The sequence below is a fragment of the Streptomyces sp. NPDC006476 genome (assembly GCF_040612015.1).
Lineage (GTDB): Bacteria > Actinomycetota > Actinomycetes > Streptomycetales > Streptomycetaceae > Streptomyces > Streptomyces griseorubiginosus_B.
Genome location: NZ_JBEXPK010000019.1, coordinates 135722 through 157964 on the forward strand (window position 1 = coordinate 135722; position 22243 = coordinate 157964).

Genomic DNA, 22243 nt, shown 5'->3' on the forward strand with positions numbered 1-22243 from the left:
AGCAAATGATCGACGTCACGCCAGGGAACCCGAAAGAGGTAACGCCCCAAAGGCATTGACGGCCGCATTGCCGCTTGATCGAATTATCACCTCATTGATCGTGAATTCATTCACGAATTCCAAGGGTGATCGGAAAAACTGAAAGGGCCCTGCTCAGCAGGGCCCTTCAGGCGGTCTTCCGGTGATCTTCAGGTGTCGTTGAGCTGGTACGAGGGCGGGGTCAGGGGAGTACCGCGACCGGCGGAGTGGTCGGCCAGGTCATCCGGATCGACCCGCCGTTCTCCCCCGCACTGACCTCTACGTCGTCGACGAGGCCGCTGATGACCGCGAGGCCCATCTCGTCCTCCTCGGCCTCCACATCGTCACCCAGCGACCCTGGTGCCCGGTCTCCGGGCACCGAGTGCGGGGCCTCGTCACCGACCTCGATGGAGAACTGCTTCTCCTCCTCGATCAGCTTCACCTGCACCGGCGTGGTGATGCCGGCGCTCTGGTGTAGTCCGACGGCACGGGAACATGCCTCGCCGACGGCGAGCCTGACCTCGTCGAGGACGGCCTCGTCGACTCCGGCCCTGCGCGCCACCGCTGCCGCCACCAGTCGGGCGGTCCTGACGTGCTCGGGCAGCGCGCTGAAGCGGAGTTCAACGGTGGCCATGCGTCCCCCTCGGAACTACGGGCGTGCTGTGGGGGGACCGGGCCGCCGAAAGCCCGGACCCCCTGTCGGTACATCTTCCGTCCCGGGAGCGGACCCTTCCCGCTCCATGGGGCGGTGGTCAGTCGGTCGCCGCCACCGCTTCCTCGACCGAGGTGTGGATCGGGAACACCTTGGTGAGGCCGGTGATGCGGAAGATCTTCAGAATGCGCTCCTGGTTGCAGACCAGGCGCAGTGAGCCCTCATGGGCTCGTACCCGCTTCAGGCCGCCGACCAGCACGCCGAGCCCGGTGGAGTCGAGGAAGTCCACGCCCTCCATGTCGACGACGAGGTGGAAACTCCCGTCGTTCACCAGCTCGACCAGCTGCTCGCGCAGCTTGGGCGCGGTATATACGTCGATTTCGCCACCGACCTCGACGACCGTACGATCGCCGACGGTACGGGTCGACAGGGACAGGTCCACGGATCCTCCAGCACCTTGCTACTCGAGCGGTCGCCCCTCGGGACACCTCGGCAGAGCCCCCGGAACGGTTCGCCAGCCGCGATGGCATTCAATCACTTACGGCAGACGTGCACGACGCCTTGGTCCCATTGTCCGTCACGCCAGTGACACACTCGGTGCCGATGGCCAAGAATCACCGATCCGATCGATCCCCGGCGGACCCCGTGTCCCGGCTCGCACCGGGCACGATCCTGGACCGGCTCGCCTCCGGGCCGAGCCGGGCTTCGCGCATCACTCATACGGAGCACTTGCCCCCGCGCGAGGGTCGGCATGCCGTCTGGCCTGACCGGATTCGTTCGGAGGTCGTCGCGGCCGTGCAGGCCTGCGGCATCGAGCACCCCTGGGCCCACCAGGCGATCGCCGCCGAGCACGCCCTGGACGGCGACTCGGTGGTGGTCGCCACCGGCACCGCGTCCGGCAAGTCCCTGGCGTATCTCGTACCGGTCCTCTCCACCCTCCTGGAGGGCTCCGAGGCCCCGAACGGCCGCGGTGCCACCACCCTCTACCTGTCCCCCACCAAGGCGCTCGCGGCCGACCAGTGCCGATCCGTGAAGGAACTTTCACATCCTCTGGGAAATGCGGTGCGTCCCGCGGTCTACGACGGCGACACGCCGTTCGAGGAGCGCGAGTGGATCCGCCAGTACGCCAACTACGTCCTGACCAATCCGGACATGCTGCACCGCGGGATACTCCCCTCCCACCCCCGCTGGTCCTCCTTCCTGAAGTCGCTGAAGTACGTCGTCATCGACGAGTGCCACACCTACCGGGGTGTCTTCGGCTCCCACGTCGCCCAGGTGCTGCGCCGGCTGCGCCGCCTCTGCGCCCGCTACGGCGCCTCTCCCGTCTTCCTCCTCGCCTCCGCCACCGCCGCCGAGCCGGCGGTCGCCGCCCGCCGCCTCACCGGCCTCCCGGTCGTCGAGGTCGCCGACGACGCCTCCCCGCGCGGCGAGCTGCTGTTCGCCCTCTGGGAGCCCCCGCTCACCGAGCTGCGGGGCGAGAAGGGCGCCCCGGTCCGCCGAACCGCCACCGCCGAGACCGCCGACCTGCTCACCGACCTCGCCGTGCAGGGCGTGCGCTCGGTCGCCTTCGTCCGCTCCCGGCGCGGCGCCGAGCTGATCTCGGTCATCGCCCAGGAACGTCTCGCCGAGGTCGACCGCTCCCTCGCCCGGCGTGTCGCGGCCTATCGCGGCGGCTACCTCCCGGAGGAGCGCCGCGCCCTGGAACAGGCCCTCCACTCCGGCGAACTGCTGGGCCTCGCCGCGACGACCGCCCTCGAACTCGGCATCGACGTCTCCGGCCTGGACGCCGTGGTGATCGCCGGCTACCCGGGCACGCGCGCGTCCCTGTGGCAGCAGGCGGGCCGCGCCGGGCGCGCCGGGCAGGGCGCGCTGGCCGTCCTCGTGGCCCGCGACGACCCTCTGGACACCTTCCTCGTCCACCACCCCGAGGCCCTCTTCGACCAGCCGGTGGAATCCACGGTCCTCGACCCCGACAACCCGTACGTCCTCGCCCCGCACCTGTGCGCGGCCGCGGCGGAGATGCCCCTGACCGACGAGGACCTGGATCTCTTCGGCCCCGAGACCGAGAGCCTGCTGCCCCAACTGGAGGCCGCGAAGCTCCTGCGCCGCCGCACGAAGGCCTGGCACTGGACCCGCCGGGAACGGGCCGCCGACCTCACCGACATCCGTGGCGAGGGCGGACGCCCGGTCCAGATCGTCGAAGCGGGCACCGGCCGTCTGCTGGGCACCGTGGACGCGGGCGCGGCGCACACGACGGTGCACGAGGGCGCGGTCCACCTCCACCAGGGCCGCACCTACCTGGTGCGCTCCCTCGACCTGGACGACTCCGTCGCCCTGGTCTCGGAGGCGAACCCGCCCTACTCGACGGTCGCCCGGGACACCACGTCCATCTCCGTCCTGGAGACCGACACCGAGATCCCCTGGGGCGAGGGCCGCCTGTGCTACGGCTCCGTCGAGGTCACCAACCAGGTCGTCTCCTTCCTCCGCCGGCGTCTGATCACCGGTGAGGTCCTGGGCGAGACGAAACTCGACCTCCCTCCTCGTACGCTGCGCACACGCGCGGTGTGGTGGACGGTCACCGAGGACCAGCTCGACGAGGCCCGCATCAACCCCGAGATCCTCGGCGGCGCCCTGCACGCCGCCGAACACGCGTCGATCGGCATGCTGCCCCTCTTCGCGACCTGCGACCGCTGGGACATCGGCGGCGTGTCGATCCCCCTGCACCCCGACACGCTCCTGCCTACGGTCTTCGTGTACGACGGCCACCCCGGCGGTGCGGGCTTCGCCGAGCGGGCCTTCCACACCGCCCGCACCTGGCTCACCGCCACCCGTCAGGCCATCGCCTCCTGCGAGTGCGACGCCGGCTGCCCGTCCTGCATCCAGTCCCCCAAGTGCGGCAACGGCAACGACCCACTCCACAAGAGGGGCGCGGTACGACTCCTCACGGTGCTGTTGCGGGGGGCACCGCAGGAGAAGCCGGGGGATGGGGTTGTGGGGGTGCCGGAGGGGGCCGGCGTGCCGGTGGAGGAGTGGGCGCCGGGTTCGGCTCCGCAGGGCCCGCCCGTGCCCTGACCTCCGCGGTGAACGGGCCCGTTCCCGAAGCCGCCGTCACGTCCGAGATCTCGCCCACGATCACACAGCGCACGAGCCGCACGCCCTGTGCCCGAGCCACCTGATCGGCCCGGGCACAGGCCGCCGCACCGCCGTCAGCCCAGTGATCCGCCGCGGCGAGCGCCGCCATATCCGCGCCACCGGCCGCCCGATGCCGGACCACGACGGCCTGCCCCAGGGCGAGCACGACCCCGAACACCACACACAACACGGCGATGGCACCGACGCTCCAGACGGTGGCGGATCCACGGTCGTCATGCCGACGGCTCCAGACATCACGATCAGCACCCCCGGCCCCGGCTGAGCGGCCGCAGGAGCGCCGGTCAACCGTAGGCCCGTGCCTTGGCTCCCGCGCGGCCGCCGCGCCCCGTCGGCGTCGAGCGAACGCGCCGGTCACGGTCCCCTCACCCCCACCATCTCCTCCGCCGACGCCACGGCCTCCTCGCGTACCTCGAAGGGCAGCCCGTCCAGCGCCGGTGGGTTCGCCACGACGGTGACCCGAACCTGGTCGCCTTCCCGGCTGACCGTGACCGACGCGTCGCGCGGGGCGGCTTCGCGGGCCACCTCGACGACCGCGCCGGCCGGGTCCTGACGGGCGGCCGCCCGTGCCCCGGCGCGTGCCGCGTCCACGCACTGGATCTGCGCGGCCACCACGAGCAGCCCCCACACCAGGGCCGTAGCGAACATCACCAGCACGGGCAGCACCACGGCCGACTCCGCCGTCACGAACCCACGGTCCGTGTCACGCCGTTCACATCCGCGCATCGAGCGCCCGCTTCACGATGGCCTGCAGCTCCGCGCTGACCGCCCCGCTCGTCACCACCTTGTAGAGGACCACCGCGAACGCCACCGCCGCCACGATCCCCATCGCGTACTCGGAGGTCACCATTCCCGCGTCCCTCCGCACCGCATGCACCCTGCACACCAGGGCGCGCAGCCGCGCCCGTACCACCTTGCACATCTCAACCCCCGTGAGGTTCGTTCCTGTTGCTCGACTGATTGCTCGATTGATTGCTCGAGTACTTGCTCGACTGCTACTTGCTGCTACCTGCCTGCTGCACGACCGTCAGCCGCCACCTCCTCCCCCCAGCACCCCGCCCGCGAGCCCGATCACCACGGGCAGTACGCCGACCGCGATGAACGCGGGCAGGAAGCACAGCCCCACCGGCACGGTGACCATGACGGCCGCGCGTCTGGCTCGCTCGGTCGCGGCGCGGGCCCAGTCGGCGCGGGCCTCGGTCGCCAGCCGGGCCACCGGTGCGGCGGCCGGGAGACCGGACACGTCGGCCCGTTCCAGGAGCCGCGCCAGGGGCTGCGCACCCGGCAGAGCGCCCAACCTCCGCCACGCCTCCGCCGGTTCACCCCCGAGCCGTACCTCGGCCGCGCCCCGTGCCAACGCGTCACCGACCACTCCGCCCAGGGCCTCGCCCACCGCCTGCGCGGCGAACACCGGAGCGGCCCCCGCCGCGATGCAGGCCGCCAACAGATCGGAGGCAAGCGGCAGTTGCCCGGCCGCTTTGGCAGCGTCGACCGCCTCCGCGACAGCGACCGCACCCTGCCGACGGCGCCACCACCACAGCCCGGCCCCTACGACCAACCCGACCGCGAACCCGGCCACTCCGCCGACCAGCACCCACCCGGCGGCCACCACCCCGGCTACCGGCGCCCACCTCCGTGCGACCTCACCGACCTCGAACCGAGGCCCGTCCACCGCTCCTTCCACGGCGGACACCAGCCCGGCCAGCCGCCGACGCACTCTCCGCTCCCGCCGCACCGCCTCCAGCCACCGCAGCAGCCATCCGAGGACGACCACGATCCCCACCGTCACCCCCAGCCTGTGGACAACATCCGCGCTCACACCGACCCCTCTCCCCGTCCCGTCCAGCTCCGCCCACGCATCGGAACCCGTCCGACGACCAACCTCGCCACCGCACGCCTCGCCAGCCCCCCGCCCTCACGCCGCCCCCGCCCGCCGTACGATCCCCAGCGCCCACCACATCCCCAGCCCCTCCAGCAGGCCGCCAATCAGCAGGCACCCAAGGCCCGCGCCGCTGTGCAGCAGGACGTGGAGGGGGTCGGCGCCCAGGGCCGTGCCCAGGAGGAGGCCGAGCACCGGCAGTCCCGCGAGCATCAGTGCCGTGGAGCGGGCGCCCGCCAACTGGGCGCGCAGATCCGCACGTTGGTCCCGCTCCGCCCGCAACGCCGCTTCGAGCCGGTCGAGTCCGGCGGCGAGGCCCGCGCCCTGGTCCACGGCAACCCGCCAGCAGGCCGCGAGCCCCAACAGGCCTTCGGCGCCCTGCTGCCGGGCCGCGCCCGAGAGCGCGTCGGGCACGTCGCCGCCGAACCGCGCGGCCGCCAGCACCGCCGCCTGGGCTTCGCCGAGTCCCCCGGAGTCCCGCGCGGCACGCAGCAGCGCCTCTCCCGGCTGCCGCCCGGCCCGCACCTCACCCGCCAGCGCCGAGCACAGCGCGATCACCGCGTTCCCGCGTGACTCCCGTGCCCGGCGGACCTGCCTGGCCACCCGGATTCGCCGCGCCAACGGCACCCCGGCCGCCCCCGCGACGATCGGCAGCACCGAGGCCCCCAGCACCGCCAGCGCCAACCCCGCCGCCAGCACCCACCATTCGGCTCCGAGCCGTCCGCGCGTCCGCCGCAGCCACCCGGCGATCTCCCGCCAGGACGGTGGCCCGGTTCCCACCACCCCGCCACCGGCGAGCAGCAACTGCGCCCGCCGCGCCCCGGAATGCCAGCCGCCCAGCAGCAGCGCCGCGGCGCCGACGCACAACACGGCGGCCCCCATGGCGATCTCACCCATGCCCCTCTCCTCCCGACACCCCGTGCCCCTCTCCTCCCGACATCTCGCCGTGGAGCAGCCCCCGCAGCCGCTCCCATCCGCGCTCCCGCTCGAACTCCCGCACGCCCCAACGCAGCGCCGGCATCGTCCGGACCAGGCCCGACGGGTCTCGCTCCAGCACGTGTACTTCGGCGATGCGGCGCCGTCCCGCCCGGTCCCGTACGAGATGCAGCACCACCGACAGCGCGGCCGCCAACTGGCTGTGCAGCGCGGCCCGGTCGAGCCCGGCCGCCGTACCGAGCGCCTCCAGGCGGGCGGGGACGTCGGCGGCCGCGTTGGCGTGGACGGTGCCGCAGCCGCCTTCGTGGCCGGTGTTCAACGCAGCGAGCAGATGCACCACTTCGGGCCCCCGTACCTCGCCGACGACCAGCCGGTCCGGCCGCATCCGCAGCGCCTGCCGCACCAGGTCCTGGAGGGTGACCAGCCCCGCGCCCTCCTGGTTGGCGGGTCTGGTCTCGAGCCGGACGACGTGCGGATGGTCCGGCCTGAGTTCGGCGGAGTCCTCGGCGAGCACGATCCGCTCACCGGGTCCGACGAGCCCCAGCAGCGCGCTCAACAGCGTCGTCTTGCCGCTGCCCGTGCCCCCGCTGACCAGGAAGGACAGCCGGGCCTCGATCAGCGCCCGCAGCACGCGGTCCCCGCCCGGCGGTACCGTGCCCGCCGCGACCAACTCGTCGAGCGTGAACGCCCGGGGTCGTACCACTCGCAGTGAAAGACAGGTGCAGCCCACGGCCACCGGTGGCAGCACCGCGTGCAGACGCGTGCCGTCGGGCAGCCGGGCGTCCGCCCAGGGCCGGGCGTCGTCCAGCCGGCGTCCGGCCACCGCGGCGAGCCGTTGCGCGAGGCGTCGTACGGCTGCGGCGTCCGGGAAGGCGACCGAGGTCAGTTCCAGGCCGCCGCCGCGGTCCACCCACACCCGGTCCGGGGCCGACACCAGGACGTCGGTGACGGAGGGATCGGCGAGCAGCGGTTCCAGGGGGCCGCTGCCGACCAGTTCGGACCGCAACTGCTCGGCCGCACCGAGGACTTCGGCGTCCCCCAGCACTCGCCCCTGTTCCCGCAGGGCCTGCGCCACCCGCGCGGGCGTCGGCTCCGCCCCGCTCTCCACCAGCCATTGGCGGACTCCGTCGAGGAGTCCCGAAGAGGCGCTCACGCCGCACCCGCTTCCATCAGCGCCCGCTCCCAGAACTCCTTGCAGAAGCGCGCCAGGGGGCCGCGCCGGGCGGCTCCGGGCGGTGTCCTGCCCTCCCCGGGTCGCACCAGTCCGACCTCCACCGGCACCTCGCCGACCAGGGGCAGACCGAGCAGCCGGGCCACCTCCCGGTCGTCGAGGCCGGGTGCGTACGGGCCGCGTACCGCCACGCGCAGGTCTCGCAGGACCATCCCGGCGGCCGAGGCGACGCGGCCCGCCGCCGCGACGGCGCGCAGTTCGCCGGGGACCACGAGGATGCCGAGGTCGATCTGGGCGAGGGCCTCGGCGACCCCGTCGTCGATGCGGCGCGGGAGGTCGACTACGACCGTGCCACCGCGGCGTCGGGCCGCGGCGAGCACCGCACGGACGGCCTGGGCCGGGATGGCGACGCAGTCCCCTCGGTCCCAGCTCAGCACCCGCAGCGAGTGCAGTTCCGGCAGCGACTCCTCCAGGGCGCCGCCGCCGACCCTTCCGCGCGAGGCGGCGAAGGCGGGCCAGCGCAGTCCCTCCGCGCTCTCGCCGCCGAGGAGTACGTCGAGTCCGCCGCCCAGCGGATCGGCGTCCACGAGCAGAGTGCGCAGTCCCTCACGTGCGGAGGTGACGGCGAGGGCGCACGCGAGCGTGGACGCCCCGGCCCCACCGCGTCCGCCGATGACGCCGACGGTGAGGGCGGGCCGGCCGACGCCCTCGGCGACGTCGGCGATTCGGTCGACCAGCCACTGCTCGCCGTCGGGCAGCATCAGGACGTGGTCCGCGCCGATCTCGACGGCCCGGCGCCAGACCCCGGAGTCGTCCTGGTCGCGGCCGACCAGCACCACTCCCCTTCTGCGCGCGGCCCCGCGCACCCGCCGCGCGGCGTCGTCGCCGACCAGGACGAGCGGTGCGGCCTCCCAGCTGCCCGCGCGCTCCGGGACGGAGTGGTGGACCTCCGGTGTCGCTCCCGCCGCGGCGCACAGCCGCAGCAGGTCGTCGAGCAGATCGACGTCCTCCGTGACGATGAGTGGTTTGGCCTGCCGCCCCGGGACGGCGGGCGGTGGGTCGTGTGTGACGGCTCCGGTCACGTGCTCCATCCCCCTTCGCTGTGTCTTTCGCGAAGGCCCCTGCGGCCCCGCGATTCCCAAACATCTGAAGAACCGGCAAGCGGCCTCCATATGAACGGCCGATACGAACCGGCCAAACCCGCCCGACTAACCGGAACCCGTCATGAACTCGGGCCGTGCGGGACGCGCTGGAATCACGGTGCAGCGATCCCGGAAATCGTGTGGATCTTGGTCGATAACTGTGGACAAGTCGGCGGTTGTGAATATGGCCGTCACCCATACCGGTGACCCCTGCACGGATCCACGTACGACATCCGCAGAGCAGCCTGACGACTACGGTGAGTGATGAGTCATGAGCATGGCGAATGGGCTTCCGCAGCGGCACCAGGACAGCCGTACGAGAGCGAAGAGAGAGGAAAAACCCACCCGGACATGCGACGACCCCCGCCGGGGGGGAGAGCGGGGGTCGTCTCCACGGCCGACTCGGGGGGGGAGGAGCCGGACCGGGTTAGCACGGTCGCGAACGATCCGTGACTTCCATGGTGTACCCGAGAGCCCTCTCAGGCAAACCCACGCGCCCACCTTACGCCGAATGGGCTGCGCCTATGCTCGGGGTCGTGGAAAACCACTCGTTGCCCCGCACAGCGGCCTTCTTTGACCTGGACAAGACGGTCATTGCGAAGTCGAGCACGCTCACCTTCGGCAAGTCCTTCTACCAAGGCGGCCTGATCAACCGCCGAGCCGCCCTGCGCACCGCCTATGCCCAGTTCGTCTTCCTCGTCGGCGGTATGGACCACGACCAGATGGAACGGACCCGCGAGTACCTCTCCCAGCTCGTGCGCGGCTGGAACGTCCAGCAGGTCAAGGAGATCGTCGCCGAGACCCTGCACGGCCTGATCGACCCGATCATCTATGACGAGGCCGCCTCCCTCATCGAGGAGCACCACACGGCCGGCCGCGACGTCGTCATCGTCTCCACCTCGGGCGCCGAGGTGGTCGAGCCGATCGGCGAACTGCTGGGCGCGGACCGGGTGGTGGCCACCCGTATGGTCGTGGGTGAGGACGGCTGTTACACCGGCGAGGTGGAGTACTACGCGTACGGCCCGACCAAGGCGGAGGCGGTCAGGGAGCTGGCCGAGTCCGAGGGGTACGACCTCGAACGCTGCTACGCCTACAGCGACTCCGCGACCGATCTGCCGATGCTGCAGGCCGTCGGCCACCCGCACGCCGTCAACCCGGACCGCGCGCTGCGCCGCGAGGCACTCGCGCGCGGGTGGCCGATTCTGGACTTCCACCGCCCGGTCCGGCTCAAGCAGCGGATTCCGACGTTCTCGGTACCGCCCCGTCCGGCCCTTGTCGCGGTCGCGGCGATCGGCGCGGCGGCCGCCACTGCCGGCTTCGTCTGGTACGCGAGCAGGCGACGGGCGACACCCGTGTGACAACTGGCGCCCGTTTGAAACTGATTTGAGACCAAAAGTAAAGAAGCGCGGGCGGGGGTTCCGCTTGCATCACGCCTGGAGTACAAAGGGTTCACGGCCCGCGAGACCAAGGACATCCGAGAGGATCACCTTAAACAACGCATTTGGCCCCACGGACCGAGCATGAACACCGGGCACCCACGCGACGTCGACCCGTCGATTACGGGCCAGCCGCACCAGGTGACGGGCAAAGTTCCCGACCTGATGGGCAACATATCGAGGACGCTTGGTAACCCGGTGAGCATGCCAGCGGCGGTACGAGTCCTCGTACCGCCGCACCTCTTTTTTCCAAGCCTTCTACGCCGCCCCGCGCTGCAGTGCCTCGCACACGGCCGTCGACTCGCGCGCACCCAGTTCGACCGCCCGCCCGCAGTGCGCGATCCAGGCGGCCATCCCCTCCGGCGTTCCGGAGACGTACCCCTCCAGCGCCGCCAGATAGGCCGCCCGGCCCAGTTCGGCGTGGCCCACCTCCGCCGGGCAGACCGACTTCGGGTCGAGGCCGCTGCCCACCAGGACGATGCGCTCGGCGGTGCGTGCCACGAGGCCGTTGTGGGAGGTGAAGGGGCGCAGCGCGAGGAGCTCGCCGTGCACGACGGCCGCCGTCACCAGGGCGGGGGCGGAGCTGCCGGCGATGATCAGTTCGGACAGGCCCTCCAGCCTGCCGTGCACCTCGTCGGCGTCCGGCAGCCGCAGCTCGACCAACGGCTCGTCGACGGACTCGCCCGCCCGCCGTGGCCGCCCCACCTCGTCCCCGTTGGTCGCGGCGGCCACCAGGTGCAGCCGGGCCAGCACCCGCAGGGGCGACTGGCGCCAGATGGACAGCAGCTGTCCGGCCTCGGCGGTGAGCCTCAGGGCCGCGCCCATCACGCGCGCGTCCCCGTCGCCGCTGAAGTCGGTGCGCCGGCGCACCTCCTCCAGTGCCCAGTCGGCGCCGGACAGCGCCGCCGAGCCGCGGGCGCCCCGCAGCGCCGCCTCGGAGGTGATCTCGTTGCTGCGGCGCCGCATGACCCGGTGCCCGTAGACCCGGTCCACGGCCTTGCGCACGGACTCCACGGACTCGGCCACGCCGGGCAGCGAGCCCAGGGCGGCGAGCGGATCGGCGGTCGCGCCTGTCGTACTCATGAGTACGACAGTAGCCACCCCGCGCGCGTGCCCCACGAATGAGTGGTCTTCTTCACGCCCGTCTGCCACATACAGCTATCTCACCACTACTCTTCGTGAACATGAAAATTGCTTTCGTCGGTAAGGGCGGCAGCGGCAAGACGACCCTGTCCTCCCTGTTCGTCCGTCACCTCGCGGCCGGCGGCGCGCCGGTCGTCGCGATCGACGCGGACATCAACCAGCACCTGGGACCCGCCCTCGGCCTGGACGAGACGGAGGCCGCCGCGCTGCCCGCGATGGGCGACCGGCTGCCCCTGATCAAGAATTACCTGCGCGGAACCAACCCCCGCATCGCCTCCGCCGAGACGATGATCAAGACGACCCCGCCCGGCGAGGGCTCACGGCTGCTGCGGGTGCGCGAGGACAACCCGGTGTACGAGGCCTGCGCCCGGCCGGTGGAACTCGACGGCGGCGCCGTCCGTTTGATGGTCACCGGCCCCTTCACCGACGCCGATCTGGGGGTCGCCTGCTACCACTCCAAGACGGGAGCGGTGGAGCTGTGCCTGAACCACCTGGTCGACGGGCAGGGCGAGTACGTCGTGGTGGACATGACGGCGGGCTCGGACTCCTTCGCCTCCGGCATGTTCACCCGTTTCGACATCACGTTCCTCGTGGCCGAGCCGACCCGGAAGGGGGTCTCCGTCTATCGCCAGTACAAGGAGCACGCCCGAGACTTCGGTGTCCTCCTGAAGGTCGTCGGCAACAAGGTGCAGGGGCAGGACGATCTGGACTTCCTGCGCGCCGAGGTCGGGGACGACCTGCTGGTGACCGTCGGGCACTCGGACTGGGTACGCGCCATGGAGAAGGGCCGTCCGCCCCGGTTCGAGTTGCTGGAGGACGTCAACCGACGTGCCCTGCGCACGCTTCAGGTCGCCGCGGACGCGACGTACGAACTGCGTGACTGGCAGACCTACACCCGGCAGATGGTGCACTTCCATCTGAAGAACGCCGACTCATGGGGCAACGCGCGCACCGGGGCCGACCTGGCGGCTCAGGTCGACCCCGGCTTCGTGCTGGGCGAGAGCCTGGCGGCAACCGCCTGACCGCCCTCGGGTTGGCTACTGCTTGGCCGCCGGCGCTCCGGGCACGCCCTTCGGCGCCGGGGCCGGGCGGCCCGACAGGAAGGACGCCCAGCCCTGCTTCGGGGCCTCCCCGACGTTCAGGCCGCGCAGTTTCGCGAGAACCTGCGGGTCCTGGGCGTCCAGCCAGTCGGCCAGTTGGTGGAAGGAGACGCAGCGCACCTCGGGCTTGTTGCAGACGTTCTCGATGACGTCGTCGAGGGCGTGCATATAGGTGCCGCCGTTCCACGACTCGAAGTGGTTGCCGATGATCAGGGGCGCTCGGTTGCCGTCGTAGGCGCGCCTGAAACCGGCGAGCAGACCGTCCCGCATCTGGTCGCCCCAGTAGGCGAACTTGGCGGGGTCGCCCTGGGTCCGGGTGCCGGACTGGTTGACCATGAAGTTGTAGTCCATGGTCAACTGCTCGTAGGAGTGCCCGGGGAAGGGCACCAGCTGCATCGACAGGTCCCAGAGGTCTTCCCTCTTCTTCGGCCAGACCTGCTCGTTCACCCCGCTGGTGTCGTAGCGGAAACCGAGCTGGCTCGCGGCCTTCACGAAGTTCTGCTGACCCTCCAGACAGGGGGTGCGGGCGCCGATCAGCTCCTTGTCGTAGTCGAAGGGCAGCGGGGCCGCGTTCTTCATCTCGGCGTTGGTCTTCCAGGACTTCACGAACTGCTTCGCCTGGGCGATCTCGTCCTTCCACTCGTCGACCGACCACTCGCCGACGCCGCCGTTCTTGCCGCAGAAGTGGCCGTTGAAGTGGGTGCCGATCTCGTTGCCCTCCAGCCAGGCCAGGCGCAGCTGCTTGACGGTGTCGGCGATGCCCTTCTCGTCGTTGAAGCCGATGTCGGAGCGCCCCGGCGAGTGCTGCGGCGGCTTGTACAGGTCGCGCTTGTCCTCCGGGAGCATGTACACGCCGCTGAGGAAGTACGTCATCGTCGCGTGGTTGGCCTTGGCCACCTCGCGGAAGTGCGAGAAGAGCTTCTGGCTGTCCTCACCGGCGCCGTCCCAGGAGAAGACAACGAACTGCGGGGGCTTCTGGCCGGGCATCAGCCGCTCCGGTCTGGGCAGGTGCGGCTGCGCTCCGGTGTACGCGGTGGAGCCGTCGCCGATCAGTCGGACCACACTGCCCGGCGCCTGGGCCGGCCTGGCCTTCTGGGGACCGGAGGCACCCGGCTTGGAGCCGTTGGTGCCGATCGCGCAGCCGGCGAGCGACGCGGCGCAGGCTGCGGCGATCACTGCTCCGGTGGCGATCCTCTGGGTGGCGGCCATCTTCCGCCCACCTTCTTCCTTCTCTCAGACCGACGCCGGTAAGGGCGTTTTCTGGCGATGTGCCGGGCGGGCCCGACAGCGCCGTCAAGGTCGCACGGAGCCGAGAAGGAATTAGTACGACAAGCCGATGAAATGCCCACTTCACTCATTCAGGTGAGCTAATACACCATTTGCCAGAAAAGTCTATGCCTGCCCTTTACTCTGAATTACGATTCATTTACCGAGCGTTGATCCATCCCGCTGTACGCCGTGACCCACGGCCGCGTTCCGACCCCGCCCCGGGCGGGGACCACCTGATCCGCGACCGCGCTGCCCCGGAGGAGACGGGAACCATGTCCGCCTGCGCCCCCACCCGCGCCGCCGACCCGAATCGGCCCCCGCGCGTCCACCCACCCCACAGCCCACCACCCGGCCCGCACCGTCGCTTCCGCGTCGCGGGCGCCGATGTATCCGCCTCGATCGCGGTCTTCCTGATCGCCCTCCCGCTGTCCCTGGGCATCGCCCTCGCCACCGGCGCACCACTCCAGGCAGGCCTCGTCGCGGCCGCCGTCGGCGGCATCGTCGCCGGCCGGCTCGGCGGCTGCCCGCTCCAGGTCAGCGGGCCGGCAGCGGGCCTGACGGTGGTGACCGCCGACCTCATCCACCGCTACGGCTGGCGCACCACCTGCGCCATCACCGTCCTCGCCGGTCTCGCCCAACTCAGCCTCGGCTGCCTGCGCGTGGCGCGCACCGCGCTCGCCGTCAGCCCCGCCATCGTGCACGGCATGCTCGCCGGCATCGGCGTCACCATCGCCGTCGCCCAGCTGCACATCGTCCTCGGGGGCACCCCGCAGAGCTCCGTCCTCGCCAACCTGCGTGCTCTGCCAGCCCAGTTGACGGGGCTGCAGCCCGCCTCGGTGACCGTCAGCGCACTGACCCTGACCCTGCTGCTGCTCTGGCCGCGCGTCCCCGGCCGGGCCGGGCGCCTGCTGCGCACGATCCCGGCCCCGCTCGTCGCCGTCGCCGGCGCCACCACGGCCGCCTCGCTCACCGGCCTCACCCTGCCCAGGGTCGACCTGCCGTCCTGGAGCAGCCACGCCCTCGCCGGCCTGCCCGAGGGCCCGGTGCTCGGCCTGACCGCCGCCGTGCTCACCACCACCCTGGTCTGCAGCGTGCAGTCGCTGCTCGGCGCCGTCGCCGTCGACAAGCTTGCGGCCGCCCGGCCCGGCCTCACAGTCCGGGTGGGCCGCTCCCACCTCGACCGCGAACTGCTGGGACAGGGCGCCGCCAACGTGGTCTCCGGCGCACTCGGCGGACTGCCGGTCGCCGGGGTGGCGGTGAGAAGTTCGGCGAATGTGAAGGCGGGTGCCGTCAGCCGGAACTCCACGATGCTGCACGGCGTTCTCGTAGTGATCGCCGCGCTGCTGATGGTCCCGGTCCTGGAGTGCATCCCGCTCGCCGCACTCGCCGCCCTGGTGATGGCCGTCGGCATCCAGATGGTGTCCCTGCACCACATCCGCACGGTGACACGCCACCGCGAAGTGCTGGTGTACGTCGTCACCACCCTCGGCGTGGTGGTCTTCGGCGTCCTGGAAGGCGTGGCGCTGGGGATCGCCGTGGCCGTCGCCGTCGCCATGCAGCGCCTCGCCCACACCCGTATCACGCACGAGGAGAAGGAAGGAGTCCATCACGTACATGTCCGAGGCCAGTTGACGTTCCTCGCGGTACCGCGGCTGAGCCGCGCCCTGCATCTCGTACCCCACAGCGCGCACGCCGTCGTGGAGTTGGACGGGTCGTTCATGGACCACGCGGCGTACGAGTCACTGCAGGACTGGCACAACACGCACACCGCACAGGGCGGCACCGCGGACATCACCGGCCGTCGCACGGGGTTGAGCGACGCCGAGCCTCCAACACCTCGGCCCGGCCTCGGGACGGAGCCGGGAGCCCCGTCAACCGCCGCCTCGACCCCCTCCGTCGGCTGCCGCTGCCGCCCCTGGACCCCCTGGCGCAACCACCAGTGCGAGCCCCCACGGACCGCACCGCACTCCGGTGCGTCCGACGCCTCCGACGCGTCCGTCACCCCCGGTGCGCGACCCGGTGCGTCCGACACTCTCGACGCGTCCGGCACCCCTGGTGCGTCAGCCGCTCCTGACGGACCGAACGACCCAGACGACCCGGACGACCCGAGCAGACCCGATCCGAGCGGCCCCGGTGCGAGCAGATCCGGCGCCGACAGATCCGGTGCCAGTAGACCCGGTGCCAGTAGACCCGGTTCGCGTACACCCGGCGCGTCCGCAGACGCCGACACCACCGGCGCTTCCGGAGGTCACCAACTGGCACGCGGTATCAGCGCGTTCCAGCGCAACACCGCACCGCTGGTGCGGGGAGAGCTGGCGCGGCTGGCCCGGGAGGGGCAGCGGCCGTCCCAGCTGTTCCTCACCTGCGCGGACTCGCGGCTCGTCACGTCGATGATCACCTCCAGTGGTCCGGGTGACCTGTTCGTGGTGCGCAACGTCGGCAATCTCGTGCCGCCGCCAGGCGAGGAGAGCGGCGACGACTCGGTGGCGGCCGCGATCGAGTACGCGGTGGACGTCCTGGGCGTGCGGTCCGTCACGGTGTGCGGGCACTCCGGGTGCGGGGCCATGCAGGCCCTGCTCAACTCCGAGCCCACGGGCGCTCGGACACCGCTCCAGCGGTGGCTGCGGCACGGGTTGCCGAGTCTGGAGCGGATGGCCGACGACGGCCGGCCCTGGGCCCGGCTGGCCGGCCGGGCACCGGCCGACGCGGTCGAGCAGCTGTGCCTGACCAATGTCGTCCAGCAGTTGGAGCACCTGAGCGCCCATCCGTCGGTGGCTCGGGCCGTGCGGGAAGGGGAGCTGGAACTGCACGGGATGTACTTCCATGTGGCTGAGGCGCAGGCGTATCTGCTGGCCGAGACGGGTGAGGAGCACGTGTTCGACCATGTGGGGGTGACGGATCTGTCCGCCTGATCGGAGGGCCGGGCGGGTGTGAGGGGCAGCACATCGCTGAACCCCGCCCGGCCGGCCTCCGTGGGTACGGATGACCCGGGTCACGGCCCTCGGGGCGGCCTCGTCGACCAGCCTGGACGACAGGTCTAAACCAATTCTCGGTCGGCCCTTGTCATCGGGCCCCCGGGTCTGATGAGCTGTGGCCTGGGACACAACGGACACCCTGGGAAAGGCAGATGCCGTGAGCAACGAGAGCCTGGCCAACCTGCTCAAGGAAGAACGCAGGTTCGCGCCCCCCGCCGACCTGGCCGCGAACGCCAATGTCACGGCGGAGGCGTACGAACAGGCCAAGGCTGACAGGCTCGGCTTCTGGGCCGAGCAGGCCCGCCGGCTGACCTGGGCCAAGGAACCGACCGAGACGCTGGACTGGTCGAACCCGCCGTTCGCCAAGTGGTTCAAGGACGGCGAGCTCAACGTCGCCTACAACTGCGTGGACCGGCATGTGGAAGCCGGTCACGGCGACCGGGTCGCCATCCACTTCGAGGGCGAGCCCGGCGACAGCCGCGCCATCACCTACGCCGAGCTCAAGGACGAGGTGAGCAAGGCCGCCAACGCGCTGCTGGAGCTCGGTGTGCAGAAGGGCGACCGGGTCGCGATCTACATGCCGATGATCCCGGAGACCGCCGTCGCGATGCTGGCCTGCGCCCGCATCGGCGCCGCGCACTCCGTCGTCTTCGGCGGCTTCTCCGCCGACGCGCTGGCCACCCGCATCCAGGACGCCGACGCGCGGGTCGTCATCACCTCCGACGGCGGTTACCGGCGCGGCAAGCCGTCCGCGCTCAAGCCGGCCGTGGACGAGGCGATCGCCAAGGCCGGCAACGTCCACCACGTGCTGGTGGTGCGCCGTACCGGCCAGGAGGTCGCCTGGAGCGAGGGCCGGGACGTGTGGTGGCACGAGCTGGTGGAGCGGCAGCCGACCGAGCACACCCCGGAGGCGTTCGAGGCCGAGCACCCGTTGTTCATCCTGTACACCTCGGGTACGACGGGGAAGCCGAAGGGCATCCTGCACACCTCCGGCGGCTACCTCACCCAGACCTCCTACACCCACCACGCCGTCTTCGACCTCAAGCCGGAGACGGACGTGTACTGGTGCACGGCCGACGTCGGCTGGGTCACCGGGCACTCCTACATCGTCTACGGGCCGCTGGCCAACGGCGCGACCCAGGTCATGTACGAGGGCACGCCGGACACCCCGCACCAGGGCCGGTTCTGGGAGATCGTGCAGAAGTACGGGGTGACGATCCTGTACACGGCGCCGACCGCGATCCGTACGTTCATGAAGTGGGGCGACGACATCCCCGCGAAGTTCGACCTCTCCAGCCTGCGGGTGCTGGGCTCGGTGGGCGAGCCGATCAACCCCGAGGCGTGGATCTGGTACCGCAAGAACATCGGCCACGACCGCACCCCGGTGGTGGACACCTGGTGGCAGACCGAGACCGGCGCGATCATGATCTCGCCGCTGCCCGGCGTCACCGCTGCCAAGCCCGGCTCCGCGCAGACCCCGCTGCCCGGCATCTCCGCGACCGTCGTCGACGACGAGGCGAAAGAGGTCCCCAATGGCGGCGGCGGTTACCTGGTGCTCACCGAGCCGTGGCCGTCCATGCTGCGCACCATCTGGGGAGACGACCAGCGCTTCCTCGACACCTACTGGTCCCGCTTCGAGGGCAGGTACTTCGCCGGTGACGGCGCCAAGAAGGACGACGACGGCGACATCTGGCTGCTGGGACGCGTCGACGACGTGATGCTGGTGTCCGGGCACAACATCTCCACCACCGAGGTCGAGTCCGCCCTCGTCTCCCACCCCGCCGTGGCCGAGGCGGCCGTCGTCGGCGCCACCGACGAGACCACCGGGCAGGCCATCGTCGCCTTCGTCATCCTGCGCGGCACCGCGGCCGAGACCGAGGACCTGGCCGCCGAGCTGCGCAACCACGTCGGAACCACCCTCGGCCCGATCGCCAAGCCCAAGCGGATCCTGCCGGTCGCCGAGCTGCCCAAGACCCGCTCCGGCAAGATCATGCGGCGGCTGCTGCGCGACGTCGCCGAGAACCGTCAGCTCGGTGACGTCACGACGCTGACCGACTCCACGGTGATGGACCTCATCCAGGCCAAGCTCCCCGCGGCACCCAGCGAGGACTGAGCACGACGAGAAGCGGGCACCCGGCGCCGAGCGCGCCGGGTGCCCTTTTCATGCCTAACGTGGGAATCGCCGGATTCCCCTCGGCTGCACTTTTAGGTAAACTAAGCAAAGCTCCACCCTCAGGTGTGCCGGGAAGTCTGGTCGGCAAGCGTTCCGTCCTGCCCACCGACCGGAGGTCTCCCCCCGTGGCCGCGCCCCGCACCCCCACCGCCCGCAAGGTCCTCGGACGGCTCTCGCTGCCCGAGCGCACCTTCGTCGCGGACGCGCTGCGCACCGAGACGGTCGGCGGTGTGCTGCTGCTCCTGGCCGCGGTCACCGCGCTGGTCTGGGCCAACATCCCCGCGCTGCACGACAGTTACGAGAGCGTCAGCCACTTCCACTTCGGCCCGGCGGCCCTCGGCCTGGACCTCTCGGTCGCACACTGGGCCGCGGACGGCCTTCTCGCGGTCTTCTTCTTCGTCGCCGGGATCGAGCTCAAGCGCGAACTCGTCGCGGGCGATCTCCGCGACCCCAAGGCCGCCGCCCTGCCGGTCGTGGCGGCGCTGTGCGGCATGGCCGTACCCGCGCTCGTCTACGCCCTCACCAACCTCACCGGACACGGCTCCCTCGAGGGCTGGGCAGTGCCCACGGCCACCGACATCGCCTTCGCGCTCGCGGTCCTGGCCGTCATCGGCACGTCGCTGCCGAGCGCGCTGCGGGCCTTCCTGCTGACGCTCGCCGTCGTCGACGACCTCTTCGCGATCCTGATCATCGCCGTCTTCTTCACCAGCACCATCGACTTCGCCGCGCTCGGCGGCGCGGTCGTGGGCCTGGCCGTCTTCTGGCTGCTGCTGCGCAAGGGCGTGCACGGCTGGTACGTGTACGTGCCGCTCGCCGTGGTCATCTGGGCGCTGATGTACAACAGCGGCGTCCACGCCACCATCGCCGGTGTCGCGATGGGCCTCATGCTGCGCTGCCACCGCCGCGAGGGCGAGGAGCACTCCCCCGGCGAGCGCATCGAGCATCTGGTGCGGCCCCTGTCGGCGGGGCTCGCCGTACCGCTGTTCGCGCTGTTCAGCGCCGGTGTCGCCGTCTCCGGGGGAGCGCTCGGCGATGTGTTCACCAAGCCGGAGACGCTCGGCGTGGTCCTCGGGCTGGTCGTCGGCAAGGCGGTCGGGATCTTCGGCGGGACATGGCTGACGGCACGCTTCACCAGGGCCTCGCTCAGTGAGGACCTTCAGTGGGCCGACGTGTTCGCGGTGGCGACGCTCGCGGGGATCGGGTTCACCGTGTCGCTGCTCATCGGCGAACTGGCCTTCGCCGGGAACGCCGTACTGACCGACGAGGTCAAGGCCGCCGTGCTCTCCGGGTCCCTGATCGCGGCCTTGCTGGCGACCGTTCTGCTGAAGATCCGCAACGCGAAGTACCGCAGGCTGTGCGAGGCCGAGGAGCGGGACGAGGATCTCGACGGCATCCCGGACATCTACGAGCAGGACGATCCGGCGTACCACCTGCGCATGGCCGCGATCTACGAGGGGAAGGCGGCCGAGCACCGGCGGATCGCCGAGGAGAAGGCCGCAGAGCGACGCGCGCCCGCCGAAGTGCCGGGCGGGGCGGGCGAGGAGGACGGCCGTCCGGCATGATCTGACGGGACGGTACAAACGGATCGTCCGTACACATGGATCCGTCCACAGCAGTCAGGCAGAAGAGGGAGACGGCGATGAGCGCACCCGACGGCAGCCCGGTCGGCACCGAACGCAGCATCGGTCAGCTGTTCGCCTCGGCGACGGCCGAGATGTCGGCGCTGGTGCACGACGAGATCGCGCTGGCCAAGGCGCAGCTCAAGCAGGACGTCAAGAAGGGTGCGACCAGCGGCGGGGCGTTCACGGTGGCCGCCGCGGTCCTCGTGTTCTCGCTGCCGATGCTCAACTTCGCGCTGGCGTACGGCATCCAGGCCTGGACCGGCGGTCACAACGGACAGGGCGGCTGGAGCCTCGGCTGGTGCTTTCTGCTGTCCTTCGCGGCGAACGTGCTGATCGCCGGGCTGCTCGCCCTGGTCGGCGTGATCTTCGCGAAGAAGGCGAAGAAGAGCAAGGGACCGCAGAAGGTGGCCGCTTCCATGAAGGAGTCGGCGGGCGTCCTGCAGAAGGCCAAGCCGCATCCGCGGCCCGAGACCCCGGCGATCGAGGACCGCGCCCCCGCGGCCATCGAGGCTGTGGCACGCTCGTCCTCATGACGGATCCCGCCACGCCTTCGGCGCAACCCGCTTCGGTGGTACGACCGGACGCCCTCCCCGACGGGACGAAGGTGACCCATCGTGAGGTCGCCGCCAACGGCGCCCGCTTCCACATCGCCGAGGCCGGTGACGGGCCGCTGGTGCTGCTGCTGCACGGCTTCCCGCAGTTCTGGTGGACCTGGCGGCACCAGCTCGGCGCGCTGGCCGAGGCCGGCTACCGGGCCGTCGCCATGGACCTGCGCGGAGTCGGCGGCAGCGACCGCACCCCGCGCGGCTACGACCCGGCCAATCTCGCGCTCGACATCACCGGGGTGATCCGCTCCCTCGGCGAGCCGGACGCCGCGCTGGTCGGCCACGACCTGGGCGGGTATCTGGCGTGGACGGCGGCCGTGATGCGGCCCAAGCTGGTACGGCGGCTCGCGGTGGCCTCGATGCCGCATCCGCGGCGCTGGCGCTCGGCGATGCTCGCGGACGTCCGCCAGACACGCGCCGGTTCCTACATCTGGGGCTTCCAGCGGCCGTGGATCCCGGAGCGGCAGCTGACCGCCGACGACGGCGCGCTCGTCGCCGAGCTGATCCGGGAGTGGTCCGGGCCGCAGGTGCCGGACGACAAGGTGCTGGACGTCTACCGCCGGGCGATGTGCATCCCGTCGACGGCGCACTGCTCGATCGAGCCGTACCGGTGGATGGTGCGCTCGATCGCCCGGCCGGACGGCATCCAGTTCAACCGCCGGATGAAGCGCCCGCTGCGGGTGCCGACCCTCCATCTGCACGGCTCCCTCGACCCGGTGATGCGCACCCGCAGCGCGGCCGGCTCCGGCGAGTACGTCGAAGCCCCGTACCGCTGGCGCCTGTTCGACGGTCTGGGTCACTTCCCGCACGAGGAGGACCCGGCGGCTTTCACCGCGGAACTGGTCAACTGGCTGAAGGATCCCGAGCCCGATCGGTGACCGTTCCGATGCGCCCGGTATCCGGATCTGAACGCCTGTTCTACGAACAGCCACTTGCCCGGCGCATAGGCCAATTGGGGGCTCTGGTGACGGT

The 22243-nt window shown here is 71.2% G+C and carries 18 protein-coding genes and 1 pseudogene; 8 read left to right on the forward strand and 11 right to left on the reverse strand.

Features of this window, described 5'->3' with window-relative positions; genetic code table 11:
- Positions 1–220 precede the first annotated feature (220 nt).
- Entirely contained in the window at positions 221–652 is a 432-nt protein-coding gene (locus ABZZ74_RS22665; protein ID WP_356767584.1) for an ATP-binding protein, read from the reverse strand.
- A gap of 118 nt (positions 653–770) precedes the next feature.
- Positions 771–1112, reverse strand: a complete 342-nt coding sequence (gene bldG / locus ABZZ74_RS22670) for an anti-sigma factor antagonist BldG (protein ID WP_003975386.1) — start codon at positions 1110–1112, stop codon at positions 771–773.
- A gap of 161 nt (positions 1113–1273) precedes the next feature.
- Between bldG and ABZZ74_RS22675 the strand changes: the two genes are divergently transcribed.
- Entirely contained in the window at positions 1274–3742 is a 2469-nt protein-coding gene (locus tag ABZZ74_RS22675) for a DEAD/DEAH box helicase (protein WP_356767586.1), read from the forward strand.
- Here the strand turns inward: ABZZ74_RS22675 and ABZZ74_RS22680 are convergent.
- From ABZZ74_RS22680 to ssd, 7 genes and pseudogenes are all read right to left on the reverse strand, one after another.
- Positions 3720–3998: pseudogene (locus ABZZ74_RS22680) on the reverse strand (Rv3654c family TadE-like protein); the annotation flags it as partial. The gene ABZZ74_RS22675 and the pseudogene ABZZ74_RS22680 sit on opposite strands and share 23 nt — an antisense overlap.
- Positions 3999–4174: 176 nt before the next feature.
- Positions 4175–4546: a TadE family type IV pilus minor pilin gene (locus tag ABZZ74_RS22685; RefSeq protein WP_356767588.1), complete on the reverse strand. Its 372-nt coding sequence runs from the start codon at positions 4544–4546 to the stop codon at positions 4175–4177.
- Positions 4533–4742 carry a DUF4244 domain-containing protein gene (locus ABZZ74_RS22690; RefSeq protein ID WP_356767590.1) on the reverse strand — a complete coding sequence of 70 codons (210 nt, stop codon included), beginning with the start codon at positions 4740–4742 and terminating at the stop codon, positions 4533–4535. The genes ABZZ74_RS22685 and ABZZ74_RS22690 overlap by 14 nt, the downstream gene beginning before the upstream one ends.
- A 105-nt stretch (positions 4743–4847) precedes the next feature.
- A complete protein-coding gene (locus ABZZ74_RS22695) occupies positions 4848–5639 on the reverse strand; it encodes a type II secretion system F family protein (protein WP_356767592.1) in 792 nt (263 codons plus the stop codon).
- A gap of 96 nt (positions 5640–5735) precedes the next feature.
- Positions 5736–6596 carry a type II secretion system F family protein gene (locus ABZZ74_RS22700; RefSeq protein WP_356767594.1) on the reverse strand — a complete coding sequence of 287 codons (861 nt, stop codon included), beginning with the start codon at positions 6594–6596 and terminating at the stop codon, positions 5736–5738.
- Positions 6589–7821: a TadA family conjugal transfer-associated ATPase gene (locus ABZZ74_RS22705; protein ID WP_356767670.1), complete on the reverse strand. Its 1233-nt coding sequence runs from the start codon at positions 7819–7821 to the stop codon at positions 6589–6591. Before ABZZ74_RS22705 ends, ABZZ74_RS22700 begins: the two co-directional genes overlap by 8 nt.
- Positions 7785–8897, reverse strand: a complete 1113-nt coding sequence (ssd, locus tag ABZZ74_RS22710; protein WP_356767596.1) for a septum site-determining protein Ssd — start codon at positions 8895–8897, stop codon at positions 7785–7787. The genes ABZZ74_RS22705 and ssd overlap by 37 nt, the downstream gene beginning before the upstream one ends.
- A 575-nt stretch (positions 8898–9472) precedes the next feature.
- Between ssd and ABZZ74_RS22715 the strand changes: the two genes are divergently transcribed.
- The gene (locus ABZZ74_RS22715; protein ID WP_356767598.1) at positions 9473–10306 is read left to right on the forward strand and encodes an HAD family hydrolase; all 834 of its coding nucleotides are present in this window, start codon (positions 9473–9475) and stop codon (positions 10304–10306) included.
- Between the two features lie 336 nt (positions 10307–10642).
- Here ABZZ74_RS22715 and ABZZ74_RS22720 read toward each other — a convergent pair whose 3' ends face one another.
- Positions 10643–11467, reverse strand: a complete 825-nt coding sequence (locus ABZZ74_RS22720; protein WP_356767600.1) for an oxidoreductase — start codon at positions 11465–11467, stop codon at positions 10643–10645.
- Positions 11468–11568: 101 nt separating this feature from the next.
- Here ABZZ74_RS22720 and ABZZ74_RS22725 point away from each other — a divergent pair, with 101 nt between their 5' ends.
- On the forward strand, positions 11569–12549 hold the full coding sequence (locus ABZZ74_RS22725) for an ATP-binding protein (protein WP_356767602.1): 981 nt from the start codon (positions 11569–11571) through the stop codon (positions 12547–12549).
- A 15-nt stretch (positions 12550–12564) separates the two neighbouring features.
- Here ABZZ74_RS22725 and ABZZ74_RS22730 read toward each other — a convergent pair whose 3' ends face one another.
- A complete protein-coding gene (locus tag ABZZ74_RS22730; RefSeq protein WP_356767604.1) occupies positions 12565–13836 on the reverse strand; it encodes a hypothetical protein in 1272 nt (423 codons plus the stop codon).
- Positions 13837–14168: 332 nt separating this feature from the next.
- On the opposite strand from ABZZ74_RS22730, the gene ABZZ74_RS22735 reads away from it, so the two are divergent.
- The 5 genes from ABZZ74_RS22735 (at position 14169) to ABZZ74_RS22755 (ending at position 22149) form a co-directional block, all read left to right on the forward strand.
- Positions 14169–16808, forward strand: coding sequence for a SulP family inorganic anion transporter (locus tag ABZZ74_RS22735; RefSeq protein ID WP_356767606.1), 2640 nt, complete (start codon positions 14169–14171; stop codon positions 16806–16808).
- 220 nt (positions 16809–17028) lie between these two features.
- Positions 17029–18984, forward strand: a complete 1956-nt coding sequence (gene acs, locus ABZZ74_RS22740; RefSeq protein ID WP_356767608.1) for an acetate--CoA ligase — start codon at positions 17029–17031, stop codon at positions 18982–18984.
- Positions 18985–19169: 185 nt separating this feature from the next.
- Positions 19170–20606 carry a Na+/H+ antiporter NhaA gene (gene nhaA / locus ABZZ74_RS22745; protein WP_356767610.1) on the forward strand — a complete coding sequence of 479 codons (1437 nt, stop codon included), beginning with the start codon at positions 19170–19172 and terminating at the stop codon, positions 20604–20606.
- A gap of 77 nt (positions 20607–20683) precedes the next feature.
- Positions 20684–21199, forward strand: coding sequence for a phage holin family protein (locus ABZZ74_RS22750; RefSeq protein WP_208782114.1), 516 nt, complete (start codon positions 20684–20686; stop codon positions 21197–21199).
- A complete protein-coding gene (locus ABZZ74_RS22755) occupies positions 21196–22149 on the forward strand; it encodes an alpha/beta hydrolase (RefSeq protein ID WP_356767612.1) in 954 nt (317 codons plus the stop codon). Before ABZZ74_RS22750 ends, ABZZ74_RS22755 begins: the two co-directional genes overlap by 4 nt.
- The last annotated feature ends 94 nt before the right edge of the window (positions 22150–22243 follow it).